This window comes from Natrialba sp. SSL1, from assembly GCF_001861355.1.
In the GTDB taxonomy this organism is placed as follows: domain Archaea; phylum Halobacteriota; class Halobacteria; order Halobacteriales; family Natrialbaceae; genus Natrialba.
In genome coordinates this window covers 156,784-171,412 of record NZ_MASN01000030.1, presented here as the reverse complement: position 1 = coordinate 171,412, position 14,629 = coordinate 156,784, and the positions used below count along the sequence as shown (strand labels likewise).

General features: G+C 61.4%; 17 protein-coding genes. 11 read left to right on the top strand and 6 right to left on the bottom strand.

All coding sequences use genetic code 11. The features are described from left to right. Nucleotides 1-128: 128 nt before the first annotated feature. The 4 genes from BBD46_RS08915 (at nt 129) to BBD46_RS08900 (ending at nt 3,667) form a co-directional block, all read left to right on the top strand. Nucleotides 129-470 (top strand): cupin domain-containing protein, encoded by a 342-nt coding sequence (locus BBD46_RS08915; RefSeq protein WP_071401366.1) that lies wholly within the window; start codon nt 129-131, stop codon nt 468-470. An 86-nt stretch (nt 471-556) separates the two neighbouring features. Beyond that, nucleotides 557-1,918: an NRAMP family divalent metal transporter gene (locus tag BBD46_RS08910; protein WP_071401365.1), complete on the top strand. Its 1,362-nt coding sequence runs from the start codon at nt 557-559 to the stop codon at nt 1,916-1,918. Between the two features lie 115 nt (nt 1,919-2,033). After that, nucleotides 2,034-2,741, top strand: a complete 708-nt coding sequence (locus BBD46_RS08905; RefSeq protein WP_071401364.1) for a sensor domain-containing protein — start codon at nt 2,034-2,036, stop codon at nt 2,739-2,741. Between the two features lie 104 nt (nt 2,742-2,845). Next, complete coding sequence (locus BBD46_RS08900; protein WP_253184531.1) at nt 2,846-3,667, top strand: hypothetical protein; 822 nt, start codon at nt 2,846-2,848, stop codon at nt 3,665-3,667. Between the two features lie 242 nt (nt 3,668-3,909). On the opposite strand, the gene tnpA is transcribed toward BBD46_RS08900, so the two are convergent. Next, entirely contained in the window at nt 3,910-4,317 is a 408-nt protein-coding gene (gene tnpA, locus BBD46_RS08895; RefSeq protein ID WP_071401362.1) for an IS200/IS605 family transposase, read from the bottom strand. A gap of 44 nt (nt 4,318-4,361) precedes the next feature. Between tnpA and BBD46_RS08890 the strand changes: the two genes are divergently transcribed. Together BBD46_RS08890 and BBD46_RS08885 are read left to right on the top strand one after the other, a co-directional pair. Next, nucleotides 4,362-5,720, top strand: a complete 1,359-nt coding sequence (locus tag BBD46_RS08890; protein WP_071401361.1) for an RNA-guided endonuclease TnpB family protein — start codon at nt 4,362-4,364, stop codon at nt 5,718-5,720. 380 nt (nt 5,721-6,100) lie between these two features. Then, nucleotides 6,101-7,234, top strand: a complete 1,134-nt coding sequence (locus BBD46_RS08885) for an SDR family oxidoreductase (protein WP_253184530.1) — start codon at nt 6,101-6,103, stop codon at nt 7,232-7,234. On the opposite strand, the gene BBD46_RS08880 is transcribed toward BBD46_RS08885, so the two are convergent. From BBD46_RS08880 to BBD46_RS08870, 3 genes are all read right to left on the bottom strand, one after another. Continuing rightward, nucleotides 7,199-7,729 (bottom strand): GNAT family N-acetyltransferase, encoded by a 531-nt coding sequence (locus BBD46_RS08880; protein ID WP_071401360.1) that lies wholly within the window; start codon nt 7,727-7,729, stop codon nt 7,199-7,201. The two genes, BBD46_RS08885 and BBD46_RS08880, sit on opposite strands and share 36 nt — an antisense overlap. Nucleotides 7,730-7,973: 244 nt before the next feature. Beyond that, a complete protein-coding gene (icd, locus tag BBD46_RS08875; RefSeq protein ID WP_071401359.1) occupies nt 7,974-9,236 on the bottom strand; it encodes an isocitrate dehydrogenase (NADP(+)) in 1,263 nt (420 codons plus the stop codon). A gap of 171 nt (nt 9,237-9,407) precedes the next feature. Beyond that, complete coding sequence (locus BBD46_RS08870; RefSeq protein ID WP_071401358.1) at nt 9,408-9,773, bottom strand: hypothetical protein; 366 nt, start codon at nt 9,771-9,773, stop codon at nt 9,408-9,410. 144 nt (nt 9,774-9,917) lie between these two features. Between BBD46_RS08870 and BBD46_RS08865 the strand changes: the two genes are divergently transcribed. Continuing rightward, nucleotides 9,918-10,874: an isoaspartyl peptidase/L-asparaginase gene (locus tag BBD46_RS08865; protein WP_071401357.1), complete on the top strand. Its 957-nt coding sequence runs from the start codon at nt 9,918-9,920 to the stop codon at nt 10,872-10,874. Between the two features lie 105 nt (nt 10,875-10,979). After that, nucleotides 10,980-11,879 carry a type II methionyl aminopeptidase gene (gene map / locus BBD46_RS08860; protein WP_071401356.1) on the top strand — a complete coding sequence of 300 codons (900 nt, stop codon included), beginning with the start codon at nt 10,980-10,982 and terminating at the stop codon, nt 11,877-11,879. A gap of 154 nt (nt 11,880-12,033) precedes the next feature. Here the strand turns inward: map and BBD46_RS08855 are convergent, their stop codons facing one another. Then, nucleotides 12,034-12,234 carry a hypothetical protein gene (locus tag BBD46_RS08855; protein ID WP_071401355.1) on the bottom strand — a complete coding sequence of 67 codons (201 nt, stop codon included), beginning with the start codon at nt 12,232-12,234 and terminating at the stop codon, nt 12,034-12,036. Between the two features lie 467 nt (nt 12,235-12,701). Between BBD46_RS08855 and BBD46_RS08850 the strand changes: the two genes are divergently transcribed. Further along, on the top strand, nt 12,702-13,241 hold the full coding sequence (locus tag BBD46_RS08850) for an HIT family protein (RefSeq protein WP_071401354.1): 540 nt from the start codon (nt 12,702-12,704) through the stop codon (nt 13,239-13,241). Nucleotides 13,242-13,304: 63 nt separating this feature from the next. After that, nucleotides 13,305-13,715: a cupin domain-containing protein gene (locus BBD46_RS08845; RefSeq protein ID WP_071401353.1), complete on the top strand. Its 411-nt coding sequence runs from the start codon at nt 13,305-13,307 to the stop codon at nt 13,713-13,715. Between the two features lie 51 nt (nt 13,716-13,766). Here the strand turns inward: BBD46_RS08845 and BBD46_RS08840 are convergent, their stop codons facing one another. Continuing rightward, nucleotides 13,767-14,003, bottom strand: a complete 237-nt coding sequence (locus tag BBD46_RS08840; protein WP_071401352.1) for a glutaredoxin family protein — start codon at nt 14,001-14,003, stop codon at nt 13,767-13,769. Nucleotides 14,004-14,124: 121 nt separating this feature from the next. Between BBD46_RS08840 and BBD46_RS08835 the strand changes: the two genes are divergently transcribed. Further along, on the top strand, nt 14,125-14,607 hold the full coding sequence (locus BBD46_RS08835) for a redoxin domain-containing protein (protein WP_071401351.1): 483 nt from the start codon (nt 14,125-14,127) through the stop codon (nt 14,605-14,607). Nucleotides 14,608-14,629 lie beyond the last annotated feature (22 nt).

The following is a 14,629-nucleotide window of genomic DNA, read 5'->3' as shown; positions in this document are numbered from 1 at the left end:
GGCCAACTAGGCAGGGTGGCAGTGGTGGTGTCGCCGCGACCGTCGCGTTGGACCGAACCAATTACACCCGTGGTCCCACAGTTTGCACCGACCCCACAATCTATGCACTCGAACCGAGTGCAAGGCGTATGGAGCACGTATCCCTGGCGGAGACCGACGCGTCCGAAGCCGCAGACGGCGTTCACCTGGCACTGATGGCCGGTTCCGAGTCGATGAACGTCCAGCATTTCGAGATCGAATCCGGCGCAACTGTCGAGGAGCACAGCCATCCACACGAACAGACGGGCTTCATCTACGAGGGCGAACTGACGTTCCTGACCGACGACGAGGAAATCGTCTGCGGCCCCGGCGATTCCTACGCGCTGCCGGGCGATCAGCCCCACGCAGCCGAAAATCGCGGCGACGAAACTGTTCGTGGGATCGACATTTTCAGCCCGCCACGCGAGAATCCGAACTGGCAATCGGACTAAGAGAAACGGAAGTGGTATGGTCAACTAATCGCCATTTTACACGCCGATACCACGGAGTTATATGCCTCAGTTGGCAAGCACGGCCGATGGCAACCGAGACGGAGTCGACCGGCTGGGCGGTCGGGCGGATCGAGTCGTTCGTGAGACGGTTGGGACCGACGTGGCTCGCGGGTGCGATCGCAGCCGGACCGGCGACGATGGTCAGTTTGCTGGCTGCTGGCGCGGGCTACGGCTACACGCTACTGTGGGTCGTCGTTCTCGCAGCAGTTCTTGGCACTGTTGGCCAGTACCTCGCGATGCGACTGGGGCTGCTCACCGAGGCGGGGATCGTTTCCGTCGTCGAAGACCACCTCGGCTCGTTCTGGGCCTGGGTACTCGTAATCGATGTCGTCCTCGCGGCGGGGCTCGCACAGCTCGTGATCATGAAAACGCTCGCGGACGTCAGCGCGACGATGGTCGCGAGCGCAGGCATTGCAGCGCTCGCTGATCCGCGGATCTGGGGCGTTCTCTGGGCGATTATTCTCGCACTCGGGCTCGCAGGCGGCGGCTACCGCGTCGCCGAAATCGGGGCCAAGGTGCTCGTTTCGTGTGTCGTCCTGGCGTTCGTCGCCTCGCTGTTCGTGGTGCCGGTCGATCCCACCGCAGCAGCGACCGGGCTCGTCCCCGAACTGCCCGGTGTCGGCGGCGCTGTCGTCGCTGCTGGCGTTCTCGGCGGTGCGGTCCACATCACCTTACTGACGATGCAGAGCTATACGATGCGGACTCGCGGCTGGACGGAAGCCGATCGGGACATCGCTCTCTTCGACGTCGTGAGCTCGATGCTCGTCGCGTTCGGTGTCTTCAGCCTCGCCGTTTTCCTCGTCGCAGCGAGCGTCCTCCCCGAGAGCGGCCTCGATCCGGCGACGATCGACGAAATTCAGGCCGCAGAAGCGCTCGGTCCAATCGCCGGCGAGCACGCGATGTGGGTGTTCCTGCTGGGACTGCTCGGTGCGGCCGTCTCGACGCTCGGCGGGAACACGATCGTCCCGCCGTACCTCCTCGCGGACAAACTCGGCTGGGAGCAGTCCGTCGCGGACCCACGCTACCGGGCCGCTATCGTCGTCGTCGCACTCGCCTCCGCAGTCGGCGTGTTCCTCGAGGGCGCGTTCTTCCAGTTGCTCGTAATCATGCTCGCGTTCGGCCTCGTCGGCACGCCGTTCGCACTCGCCGTGATCCTCTACCTGCTCAACGATCCCGATGTCGTCCCGGAGACGAACTCGTGGCTCGAGAACCTCGGCGGTATCGTTCTCTTCGGTATCGCGACCGTTCTCGCTGCCGAGTTCGTCCAAGAGGAACTCCCTGGCGCAATGAACGGCGAACTGTCCTCGCTGTTCGTCGTCGCCTTCGCGGTCGCAATGGGGCTTGCGATGTGTGGTCTTGCAGTCCGATACGTTCGCGAACGGTACTGAACCAACGGACAACAGGCAACTGACAACAGGAAACAAGCAACTGGCAACAGACAGCAGGCAACAGGAAACGGACAACGGACGAACGTTTTTGGGACTGTTCATCGAATCGTCTCACATGAGTAATCACGCCCCGCACCGGGGCGGAGCAAACCGACTTCGCTCGTTCGTCGGCGTCGCCACTGAGCGTCAGACCTACCGCAACCTCGCCTACCTCCTGCTGGCGATTCCGATCGGCATTGCCTACCAGTTCGGACTCATGCTCGGCTTCTTTGGCGGACTCATCCTCGCGTTCATGCTCGTTGGGATTCCAATCCTGCTTGGTACTATCGTCGGGTCGCGATACCTCGCCGAACTCGAGCGTCTGCTCGCCAACCGCTTGCTTGGAACGGAGATCCAACGGCCGGGCGGCGGACCGATACGCGGGACTGAGGCCGGTGTTCTCGGCTCGCTGAAGGAGATTATCATCTCAGAGGTTACCTGGAAGGGGGTTGGCTTTCTCGTTCTGCGGTCGTTTCTCGCCCTCGTCGTCCTCTTTCTGGTCATACTCGGTGGCTTCGTCTCGCTCGCACTCGTGTTTGCACCGCTCTCGAGTTCGACCGTCGTGCTGGGCTGGGAGATCGACACACTCGCCGAGTCACTGCTTGCGGTGCCGCTGGGGATCGTGCTGGGATTAAGTTTCTTGCACGTGACGAACGGTGTTGCGCGGATCGTCGGCTCGTTGGCGACAGCGTTGCTCGGCGACGAGTCGACTCCGAATCCTGGCCGTCAGAGCGGAGGCGGGAACGGGACCGATCCAGAACCCGACGAACGGACGGCTCTGTGAGCGGGCAAAGCAAAGGCTCGTCGGATAGATTTGACTGGACATCGTACCCAATATTCGATCACCACGACCTGCTCGTTTTTCAAGGCCGCTGAACTATACAGTTCTTGAGAAAATTAATAGTATCCTATAATAACTACACAGATATGAACCGTCGGGCTTTGGTCGGAACTGTGGCAATCGTACTGGCGTTCATTGGGGTCACATCCATGTTTTTGCTCCCTTTGAGCGTTGATTCGACAGATAGCCCGGTGGAGCTTGGTGAGTCCGAGTCGTACATCACCTCGGGAGAAATATCGGCGGAGAACGATGGGGTACTAGTCGCACACGAGGGGACGGTCCTCGCTGACGACGACGCACACCTTACGTTTGAGTACGGAAACAGGACCATCGAACACGTCTACGACGACGGAACGATCTACACGAAGTATGAGACCAACGCCACCGACGAGGCCTGGATAGAGTCGATCGGGTCAACCGACGCGGAGGAGAGACACTTCGGAGAGCACCAGGACAGGGTCGTCCGGATAACCGAAGAGAACGGAACCGTAGACTCCTCGGATATGACTTTCGTACGCACACAGACCAGTCACCACCTGCAGAACCTGGAGTACGAGCAGGGCAACGAGCAGGACGACCGGACGGTCTACGTGCCGTCGTCGACGTGGACCACGGTGAATACAGAGACGATGCATGCCACTCCAGAGGCGGGTGAACTCAGCGTCGACACAGAAACAGGGGTCTTACGAGAAGCGTCCCTGCGGTATCAGCTGACCAATGCGTCATCGTACGGGGAATCTCTGCTTCGATTAGGCGAAACAACGACGATAGACGTACGATACGAGTACGACCCCGATCCCACTATTGATGACATCGAGACGCCCGCGTGGGTAGATCAGTGTGTCGAGAACGATCGCTGTGAGTTCTAACCGAAACCGAATCGGCTCTCCCGACGGCAACGACTCTGGTTTAGAGGCCGAAACTGAACTCGTACCCAATAGCCACCTCCGGTTCAGACGGCCTCTGCCAAGCGGAGCGGGGTTGTGTAGATATCTCTCGCAAATATCTAAACGAAAAGCAGCGCGAGTTCCCCGCCCTTCCGAAAACCGCAGGTTTTCGGCTTTCGCAAATCTTTGATTTGCGTCAACACCGTGGGCGGGGTTGAAGCGCGTCACTCCGGCGCGTGTTCCGCCTCTTCGATATACCGTTCAACCACTTCCTCCGACACCGAACCTGTCGTTCCCACATAGTACCCAACCTTCCAAAATCCGCCACCCCAGAAATACGACTCCTGAATCTCGGGATACCGCTCCAGCAAGTGCTTACCCGAGTACGACTTGAACTGCCGGGCGAGGTCGGCTGGACTGTGTTTTGGGTCGCACTGGACGAACAGGTGTACGTGGTCGTCTGCAATCTCCAACGCCAGAATTTTGTGCCCGAAGTGGTCGGAAGTCTCATCAAACAACTCTCGTATATCGTCTTCAACCACGTTGAGAACCGGGTGTCGGTACTTGGGACACCAGACAAAATGATATTTACAGGAACTAACCGAATGTGCGTGACTGCGGTACTCTTCCATCCCTAATCCCTACATTTATGATAATCTGGGACGATTGTCAATGCATGGGTGAAGAAGCCACGAAGACGATCCAGACGCGGCTCCACATAGCGTCTGGTGAACGATCGTGGCTTCACGACGCCCGCCTCGCCTCACGCGAAATCTTCAACCAAACCATCCGCCTCAAACAACAAGGGGACAATCGCACCGAGATACAGAAGGAGGTTGACCGCGACGACTTCCTACGGAACAACAAGTGCGCGGTCGTCGGCAAAGCCCTCCAAACATGGGACTCCTACCAATCACTCAAAGACTGGTGGGAGAATCAAGACGACCCCGACCGAGGGAAGCCGACGCCGCCGAGTACGGACAAATCTAGTGCCTACCCGCTTGTGATGGCGCACACGGAAGGCTACCGCCTCACCGTGAACGACAACACGAACCGCGTCCAGTTCCGCATCAGCCCGAAACCCTACAAGAAGGTGAAGGGCCATCTTCGCGGTGAGCCGGACGCAATGGACGAACTTCGAGACGCCCTCACGTCGAATGAGGTGGATATAGGACAGGCCGAACTCCTGTCTCGAAAATCAAAGATTTTCGACGAGTCGTCGAAGTGCTCCCGCACTTCGAGATACCGCGATGGCGTGTACTACCTACACGTCACGGTTACACGCGAGTTCGACGTACCCGAACCCGACACCGCCGATACTGTGATCGGCGTGGACATCAACGAGCGCAACGTCGCACTCACCGCCCTTGACCGCGAGACGATGCAGACGAAAGGTACACTCGCCCTCGATTACGGACGAGTCAAGCAGGAACGCCAACGCTACCACACTATCACCACTCGCTGTCAAGAACACGGCAAAACGAGCATCCACCATAGACTCGGTGACAAGGAGGAGCGGTTCACCGAGTGGGTGTTGCATCGACTTTCCCGTGCTGTCGTGGAGTTCGCAGCGCAGTTCTCGAATCCGGTTATCGTGTTCGAGGATATGAGCGGCATCCGCGACGAAATCAAGTACGGGGCGTATATGAACCGCCGATTGCACAAACTGCCGTTTCACAAGTTCGAGACGTTCGTCTCGTACAAGGCGACATGGCGGGAGGTTCCTACGGACACGGTTGATGCCTACTACAACTCGAAGACGTGTTCGTGCTGTGGTGAGCGTGGGTATCGGCAAGGACGGCGGTTCCGCTGTACGAACGACAAGTGTAATCTGGCGCAAGATCACGCTGACCGGAATGCGTCGGTGAACATCGCGTGGCGCGAGAAGACGAAGCTCGACGGTAATACGACGAATTACCGGACTCACAAAACCCAACCGCAGGTGCGGGTGGTGCGTCTGTCCGGGTCGGGGCGCGTAAGCCGCCCAACCTCATCCCGTTTCCTCGCGGAACAGGGAGTGCTAGCGCACGGCTGAGGGAACCTAGAAAAGCCTCGGGCCACCGCGCCCGAGGTTGTTTACTTGGGGTACCGAATTGCGTTACTGATGAATCCTCGTAGGCACATCCGACAATCAGGGTTATCAGGGGCTTCAGTATCTCTATCAGTATTATATCGTCCCAGTACGCTCTGTACCGACCGACGTAATAGACGAACAGGTAACAGGTGGCTCGTCCGGCGGGCAGGCACATACAGGTGCCAGTGGCAAACGCGCGACAGCCGTAGCGGACGGTGTCCGACACAGAGTACTATGAACGAGAGATCACGGAACGAGACACTACGGGTACCGTCACCGGGTGGCCCTTCCACGCCAACTGTACCGGGTAGCCAAACAGATACGTCGCGACCGGGAACACCATGAAACCGGAGCTACGACCAATCTCGGAGCAGGTCATCGTCATTACCGGTGCCTCGTCCGGCATCGGACTGACGACGGCCCGCATGGCGGCCGACCGCGGCGCGCGACTGGTCCTCGCGGCACGGAGCGAAGACGCCCTGCAGGAACTCCACCAGGAGCTGACGGAGCAGGGTCACGACGTAGAATACGTCGTCGCCGACGTCCGCGAACCCGAAGACATCCGAACCATCTCACAGACTGCACAGGACGCCTACGGCGGCTACGATACGTGGATCAACGGCGCAGCCGTCTCCATCTACGGCAAACTGCGAGACGTTCCACTCGAGGACCTCAAGTCACAGTTCGACACCAACGTCTGGGGACTGCTCTACGGCTCCTTCGAGGCGGCCGAACACCTGCGGGACCGCGAGGGCGGCGGCGCGATCATCAACATCGGCAGCATCGCCTCCGAGCGCGCGTTTCTCATGCAGGGGAGCTACTCGGCGTCCAAACACGCCGTCAAGGGGTTCACCGACGCGCTGCGGATGGAACTCGAGGAGGAGGGTGCGCCGATTTCAGTCACACTGATCAAACCGGGCGCGATCGACACACCGTATCCGGAACACGCGAAGAACTACATGGACCAGGAGGCGACGGTTCCAGCACCCGTCTACGCGCCGGAGACAGTTGCGAGAGCGATTCTCCACGCGGCCGAAGAGCCACAGCGCGAGGTGACCGTCGGCGGCGGTGGCAAGGCCCTCACCGTCGCGAGCCAGTACGCACCACGGATCCTCGACCGCGTTATGGAGTCGCTGTTCATCGACCAGCAACAACGGGATCGACCGGCTAGCGAGGGGACCGAAGCCGAGTCGGACAGCGGCCTCGAGGAAGCCTCCGCGGGCGACGAACTCGCCGAACGCGGCGAGTACGAGGGCCACGTCGCCGAGACGAGTCTGTACACGAAACTCACCCAGCGGCGGTCGGTTCCGACCTCGGCGCTCGCCGGTCTGGGTGCAGTTGCTGGGTACGCGCTCTATAGAGCCATACGCGGCGTAACGTCGGCAGAAACGAACCCGGAATCGCCAGGAGAAGTCGCCGAAGCGGACGACGGCATCACCTCACGTCTCCGATCCCGTACTCGAGTCCGCGAGTAATCGCTCCATCGCCACGTGCGGAATCCCCGCCTCCTCGAATTCGTCGCCGTACGTCTCGTAGCCGAGTCGCTCGTAGAACCCTGCAGCGTGCGTCTGTGCGTGTAATTTGAGCGTCTCGAGTGACTGCTCGCGCGCTTCCGCTTCGAGTGCGTCCATGAGCGCACGGCCGACACCCGTGCCGCGGTGGGACTCGAGTACCGCGACGCGTTCGACCTTCCCGGTGGCCTGGTCGACGGTGCGGAGGCGGGCAGCGCCGATGGGGGTTGCTGTGCTCGAGTCGTCTTCGGACTCGTCATCGCTGTCGGCGTACGCGACGAAGTGCACCGCCGCCGCATCCGGTTCGTCGTGCTCGTCGTACTCGAGTTCCTCGTCGACGTCCTGTTCGTCGACGAAGACATCGTAGCGGACGTCGAAGGCGTCCTCGAGTTCGGTCTGTGCGGTAGCAACGCGGACAATTGGTGTTCCGTCGCTTTCTGCGTCTGTGTTCGACTCCATTGTGTTGCTGTTCCGCCTGTGATGTGGAGAGCGTTACGGGACGCTGTGGCTGGCTGGTGGGGACAACCGTGAGCGTGTCTCGAGCGAGAGACGTGACAAAAAATCGAGTTCCGAACGGTGGAGACGTTCTCCGAGAGCGTTGGAATGTGCTGACGGCTTCGCCGCCAGCGTCCGGGAAGCGAGCTTATGCGAGCTTCTCGAAAGCGTCAGACCGCTTCGCGGCCTGACTGTCCGAAAAACTGGCTTATGCCAGTTTTTCGATGTTGCTGACGACTTCGTCAGCGAACTCGCTCGTTGCGAGCTTCTCGGCGTCCTCGAGCTGGCGCTCTAAGTCGTACGTGACCTTGCCCGAGGAGATGGTCTCCTCGACGGCGTCGCGGACGAGGTCTGCGGCGTCGTTCCAGCCCATGTACTCGAGCATCATGCGGCCCGAGAGGATCATCGCGGTCGGGTTGACCTTGTCCTGGCCCTCGTACTTCGGTGCGGAGCCGTGGACGGGTTCGGCGAGCAGGCGACCGTCGCCGAAGTTGGCGCCGGGTGCGATACCGAGACCACCGATCTGTGCGCCGGCGGCGTCGGACATGTAGTCACCGTTCAGGTTCATGGTGGCGATGACGTCGTAGTTGTCCGTTCGGGTCAGTAGCTGCTGGAGCATGTTGTCCGCAATGCGGTCGTTGACGACGAGCGTGTCGTCGTCGGCTTCGCCGTCTTGCTCCTCCCAGAGGGTGTCCTCGGTGATGACTTCGTCGCCGTACTCCTCTTCTGCGACCTCGTAGCCCCAGTCACGGAACTGGCCTTCGGTGAACTTCATGATGTTACCCTTGTGGACGAGGGTAACGGAGTCACGGTCGTGTTCCAGAGCGTAGTCGATTGCACGGCGGACGAGGCGCTTCGTTCCGAATTCCGTGATCGGCTTGACGCCGATGCCGACGGGGCCGTCGTGGATGATGTCGGTTTCGCCCATCTCGTCCTCGACGAACTCCTTGACCTGCTCGACTTCGTCGGAGCCGGCTTCCCACTCGATGCCGGCGTAGACGTCTTCCGTGTTCTCACGGAAGGTGACCATGTCCATCTGCTCGGGTTCGGAGACAGGAGACGGAACGCCGTCGAGGTGGTAGGTCGGACGAACGTTCGCGTAGAGATCGAGAAGTTTGCGCAGACCGACGTTCAGCGAGCGGAAACCGGCGCCGACGGGCGTCGTGAGCGGGCCTTTGATGGCGACGCGGTGTTCTTTGATCGCCTCGACGGTCTCGTCCGGGAGGTTCTCGTCGTACATCTCGCGGGCGGACTCGCCGGCGTAGACGCGCATCCAGTTGATCTCGCGGCCGGTCGCCTCGGCGGCGGCCTCGAGGACCTGCTGTGCGGCTGGGCCGACGTCGCTACCGACGCCGTCGCCGTGGATGATCGGGATAATCGGGTTGTCAGGGACTTCGAGTTCGGTCTCGCTTCCCTCTTTCAGCGTGATCTTTTCTCCCTCGTCAGGGACCTCGATCTTGTCGTAGCTCATCTCGTCTGTACGGTTCTTCGACTGGGGTAAAAGGGCTACCATTTCTATCGGAGAACGGCAAATATTGCACAGGTCGGGCCGCTGCCGGGAGTCGGCCGACTTGGTCGTCTCGAGTACGATCGGAGCTGTCGGTACCGCTGACAGCCTGTCGTGTCAGAACCGCTTCGGCAGTCAGGATTGGAGATCGTCGGAGCCGCTGTCTCTCTCCCGGTCTCTGTCGTCGTGTTCCGGACGTGATCGGCCGCTGTTCGACCCGCGAATCGGCGTCGTATCGTGCCAGTACCGGGCGATCAGTCCACTACCGGCGGCGAGAGTTCCCAGCCCGAGTATGCCGAGCAGGAACTGAAACTCAGTCGAGAGCCACCCTTCCCGATACGTTGCCCAGAGCGTCGCGAGAATCGTAATTCCGCAGACGACGACAGTCGACCCGAGGTCGACACGGTCCGCCTCGTCGTCGAGCGCCAGCCGCCCGGCTGCGAGAAGCGACAGCAGCGCACAGAACCCGGCGAGCAACACGGCTGGCGTCATCGTCGTCATCCGTTCTCAGGCGTCGGCCGTAAGTGTGTGGGTTTCGGCCGGTCTGGGGATCCGATTCGGATCCGTGATGACCGGTCACCGGCCTGCCGTGCCTGGATCGCTGAAACCCAAAGGTCGTTATAATCCGTCTGTGAAAGCCCGCCTATGCAGGTACTCGTTCACGGTGGAGCCGGTAGCGACCCCGACGAACCAGCCCCGAGACAGGCCGTCCTCGACGAAGCGGCCGAAACCGGTGCAGCGACGAGCGACCCGGTCGACGCCGTCGAGGCTGCGATTCACGTCCTCGAGTCCTCGCCACGGTTCAACGCCGGCGTCGGCAGTGCCGTCCAGAGCGACGGCGCGATCCGCACGGATGCAGGCATCATGACCGACGACCGCGCCGTCGGCGCAGCCTGCTCGATGCCGAACGTCGAACACGCCGTTAGTGTCGCCCGCGTCGTCATGGAGGAAACCCCCCACGGGTTCATCTCCGGCGAGCACGCCGTCACACTCGCCGAGGCGTTCGACATCGAGACCGGCGTCGACCTCTGGTCCGAACGCACGCGCGAGAAGTGGGCCGAGACCGAGCAGGATCGGCCGACCGGTGGTGCGGCGAGCGAACTCGAGTGGATCCAGGATCAGTACGGACAGACGGATCCGGGTGGGCGTGACGAGGAGGCCGGCGAAGACGGTGGCGCAACTCGAACAGACCAGACGGAGACCGGCGCACGCGACGGCGATCTGGACCACGACACCGTCGGTGCGGTGGCGTTCGACGGTGAACACCTCGCCGCGGCGACCTCGACCGGCGGACGCTGGCTCGCGCTCGCGGGCCGGGTCGGCGACGTCCCACAGGTCGGCTCCGGCTTCTACTGCTCGCCCGCTGCTGCGGTCAGCGCGACCGGGGCCGGCGAGGACATTGCCCGCGTCACGCTCTCTCGGCGGGTCGCTCGTCACGTCGAACGCGGACTCGACGCCGACGCAGCGGCCGAACTCGCGATCGACGAGTTCGCCGAACTCACCGGATCGACGGCCGGCGTGATCGCAGTGGACTCGAGTGGAACGCTCGGATCGGCGTTCAACAGTTCGATGATGCAGACAGGGCGGGCGACGACGCGGTGACGGTCGATACCGCGGGTCGGGCACGGCGTGCTGAGTAGCTGTTTCCGGACGGCTACGGCGAGCCGAGGCGGAACCTCTTTTTGTCGACCGATCCAATCCGGAGGCATGGCCGAATCCGAGGACGTGGATCTCCAGTCCGAGCAGTACGAGAAGCACCGCGAAGCGGGCGACATTCTCGCCCAGGTGCGCGAAGAGACAGTCGACCGCGTCGAGGTTGGTGCGAGCCACCTCGAGGTCGCCGAGTACGCCGAAGACCGCATCCGCGAACTGGGTGGGAAGCCGGCGTTCCCGGTCAATATCTCGATCGACGAGGAGGCAGCTCACGCGACGCCCTCGATCGACGACGACTCGACGTTCGGCGAGGAGATGATCAACCTGGACATCGGCGTCCACGTCGATGGCTGGCTCGCGGACACTGCGATCACTGTCGACCTCTCCGGTAATCCCGAACTGGCCGAAGCCTCAGAGCAGGCCCTCGAGGCCGCCCTCGAGGTCGTCGAACCCGGCGTCGAGACCGGCGAAATCGGTGCGGAGATCGAGGACGTGATCAACGGCTACGGCTACAATCCGGTCGTCAACCTGACCGGTCACGGCCTTGGTCACTGGGAACAGCACACCAGTCCGAACATCCCGAACCGCGCGGTTTCGCAGGGAACGACGCTCGAAGTCGGCGACGTCGTCGCGATCGAACCGTTCGCGACCGACGGCGGCGGCAAGGTCACCGAGGGTGCGAGCGAGGAGATTTTCGCACTCGAGCGTGAGGGAACTGTCCGCAACCGACAGGCCCGCGAGGCGCTCGATCAGATCTCAGAGGAGTTCCGAACGTTGCCGTTTGCGACCCGCTGGCTCGAGACCGACCGCGCTGAGATGGCGCTGCGGCGACTCAAGCGAAACAACATCGTCCACGGCTACCCGGTATTGCAGGAAGACGAGGGCCATCTCGTCAGTCAGAAAGAACACACCCTGATCGTCACCGAGAACGGGTGTGAAGTAACGACGGAGTAGTCACTCACGTCCGGTTGCTGTACGTGTCAGTGGCGGGTTGCGGGTGGCGGAATTGGGAGGACAGCGGTGCGGTCGTCACGTCCAACGAAGGAGACATACCGCAGACGGGGAGCACTTCGGCAGCGATTCGCTCGGTCGAGTTCGAATCGACAGGTTAGGCGTTGTTCATCCGCTGGCTCGACCGATTGCCACAGCGCTGGCACTCACAGACGCGGTACGGTTCGCGGGAGAACTGTGCGTTTTCCTTTTTGACGCTTTCTGTGCGAATCTGTACGGAAACCTCATGAAGCGTATTCAGTTCGCATTCGTCGCAGTATTCGGTAAGCCCGTTTATAGAGTCGTCCGTCGTTGCCATTGAGGAAAGAGTAGCTACAGTGAACTCTTAAATGCGCGTCTCATTTCGAACGCTGAGTCATAACATCTGATATATCTAACGACGCCCTCAGAGAAGCGGAAACCGTTTATACGACGTCCAGCAACCTCCAATCGAATTCGAGCTACCCGTTACCAAGACAAGAGTCAACAACCATCTATAAAAGCGTTACTGATTTCCATTGCACACAGAAATATAGTAGCCACTGCAAGTCACTGCACACCTGATCGCACTTCCGCGGTTCTCACTCACTTCGTTCGCTCACGGGTCACGTTGCTCCCCGCTCGCTGTTCCGCGGTTCTCGCTCACTTCGTTCGCTCCGAACCGCGCTCGCTCCGAACCGCGCTGCGGTCGTGCGATCAGTGTGTACCTAGTTACAGTTGTTACTATCGCAGGTAACAGCGCTCGCGAGGCACAACCAGTAAGGAGTGTCACGCGCTAGCTCCGCCATGGAACAGGTGTTTGCCCCGTGGCGAATCGAGTGGATCAAACGGGACAAGGAAACCCCCGATGTCGACGGCTGTGTCTTCTGTGCGTTCCCCGAGCAGGACGACGACCGGGAGAACCGCATCGTCGCCCGCAGCGAACACGCGTTCGTCCTCCTGAACAACTACCCCTACAATCCAGGCCACGTCATGGTGATTCCGCACCGTCACACCGGCGACTACGCCGACCTCACTGACGAGGAACTGCTCGATCACGCCCGACTGAAACAGCGAACGTTCGATGCACTCGAGTCCGCCCTGCAGCCGGACGGGTTCAACGCCGGGCTCAACCTGGGGGAGGGTGCCGGCGGCTCGATCGGGGATCACCTCCACACGCACGTCGTCCCGCGCTGGCAGGGCGATACGAACTTCATGCCGGTGATCAGCGACACGACGGTGATCGTCGAAGCGCTCGCGGAGACGTACACACATCTGCACGAGGCGTTTGCCGACCAGGAGGGGGCGACCGTTCCGGACTCGAATCGAGCCGTTGTCTTCGAGTGAGATTGCGCTACGGGTCCCGTGGTCCGTACGTTTTTGCTCCAGTGTCTCGTGGTCACAGATAGCATGGAGTACGACGTAGTACACACCGACGACGTGCCGCTGACGGACCTCTCTGAGATCGACGAGGTGCCACCCGATCTCCAGATCAGGGCCATCGACGACTTCCTGCCGAGTGACCACCTCCAGCTCAAACTCTGGTACTTCCAGCCCGGCGAGGAGATCCAGTACCACGCCCACGCGGAACAAGAGGAGCTGTACTACGTCCTGGAGGGCGAGTTCTCGCTGAAGCTCGGCCGATCCGGCGAGGAGGAGTACGTCGAGGCCGGACCGGGCACGTTCTGGGTGGCGAAACCGGAAATTGGCCACGGCCATCGGAACGTCGGCGACGAGGAAGGTGTCGTGCTCGCGATCGGTGCGCCAGCGGTAGAGGACCCGGGGCTCGATCCGCACGAACTGGACGACGCTGACGACTGATCGGTACCGCGTCGTCGGACGGTATCGGCGGACGTATCCACCCACCTGCGCTCAGGCGTACGTCGACTCGAGGTACTCGAGTATCCGCTCGGATTCGGCCATCGTCACCCCGTACTCGTCGTCGACGACGACGGGAACCTGGCGCTGGCCCGAGACGCGCTTGACTTCGTTTCGCTTCGAGTGTAATCCCTCGACCCAGACGCTGTCGAATTCGATGTCGAGTGCCTCGAGTTCGTCGACGATGATCTCACAGAACGGACAGCCCTCGAGTCGGTAGAGTGTAACCATACGCCCGCGTTCGTGGCGCTGTCCTAAAAGCGTAGGTGGCGGTGCCAATCGTCTCCTGGCAGTTGCGAGTGATCGAATAGGGCGACCAGGGCTTTTTGTCACCCGCGGCCAACGTCAGGCCATGGCACCGACCGAGGGTGATGTCGTCCCGAACTTCGAGGCCCCGCTGTGTGACGGTGAAACGTTCCGCTCGACCCCGCTCTCCGAGGCGCTCGGCCCACGCGGCGGCGTCCTGGTCTGTACCGGCTTTGCGTTCAGCGCAATCGCTCGAAACTGGTGGACGCGCCTCGTCCGCGCCGGCTGGGCGGAGTTCGACGACGTGGCGGTCCTCGGCATCAGCCGCGACGGTCCCTACGCCCAGAACGAGTTCCTCCGCTGGCTCGGCAGCCCCGACGTTCGGTTCGTCGCCGATGTCGACGGCGCGGCGAGCGATGCACTCGAGTTACGCACGTCTCGGGACGGGATGGCGAACGTGTCGACGCCGTGGCGGGCAGCGGTTGTAATCGATTCGGAGCGACGAGTGCAGTATGCGTTCGTTGCGGATGACTGGATTTCGCCGTTGCCGCAGGAGGAGATTGAGGCGGCGATCGACTCGGTGGCGTGAGTGAAGAGTCGAGAGAGAGAAG

Coding starts and splice junctions, on each gene's coding strand:
- BBD46_RS08885 (WP_253184530.1), top strand. CDS start 6,101: ATGAAACCGGAGCTACGACCAATCTCGGAGCAGGTCATCGTCATTACC.
- BBD46_RS08880 (WP_071401360.1), bottom strand. CDS start 7,729: ATGGAGTCGAACACAGACGCAGAAAGCGACGGAACACCAATTGTCCGC.
- BBD46_RS08845 (WP_071401353.1), top strand. CDS start 13,305: ATGGAGTACGACGTAGTACACACCGACGACGTGCCGCTGACGGACCTC.
- BBD46_RS08855 (WP_071401355.1), bottom strand. CDS start 12,234: ATGGCAACGACGGACGACTCTATAAACGGGCTTACCGAATACTGCGAC.
- BBD46_RS08915 (WP_071401366.1), top strand. CDS start 129: ATGGAGCACGTATCCCTGGCGGAGACCGACGCGTCCGAAGCCGCAGAC.
- BBD46_RS08870 (WP_071401358.1), bottom strand. CDS start 9,773: ATGACGACGATGACGCCAGCCGTGTTGCTCGCCGGGTTCTGTGCGCTG.
- map (WP_071401356.1), top strand. CDS start 10,980: ATGGCCGAATCCGAGGACGTGGATCTCCAGTCCGAGCAGTACGAGAAG.
- BBD46_RS08890 (WP_071401361.1), top strand. CDS start 4,362: ATGGGTGAAGAAGCCACGAAGACGATCCAGACGCGGCTCCACATAGCG.
- icd (WP_071401359.1), bottom strand. CDS start 9,236: ATGAGCTACGACAAGATCGAGGTCCCTGACGAGGGAGAAAAGATCACG.
- BBD46_RS08905 (WP_071401364.1), top strand. CDS start 2,034: ATGAGTAATCACGCCCCGCACCGGGGCGGAGCAAACCGACTTCGCTCG.
- BBD46_RS08840 (WP_071401352.1), bottom strand. CDS start 14,003: ATGGTTACACTCTACCGACTCGAGGGCTGTCCGTTCTGTGAGATCATC.
- BBD46_RS08850 (WP_071401354.1), top strand. CDS start 12,702: ATGGAACAGGTGTTTGCCCCGTGGCGAATCGAGTGGATCAAACGGGAC.
- tnpA (WP_071401362.1), bottom strand. CDS start 4,317: ATGGAAGAGTACCGCAGTCACGCACATTCGGTTAGTTCCTGTAAATAT.
- BBD46_RS08835 (WP_071401351.1), top strand. CDS start 14,125: ATGGCACCGACCGAGGGTGATGTCGTCCCGAACTTCGAGGCCCCGCTG.
- BBD46_RS08865 (WP_071401357.1), top strand. CDS start 9,918: ATGCAGGTACTCGTTCACGGTGGAGCCGGTAGCGACCCCGACGAACCA.
- BBD46_RS08910 (WP_071401365.1), top strand. CDS start 557: ATGGCAACCGAGACGGAGTCGACCGGCTGGGCGGTCGGGCGGATCGAG.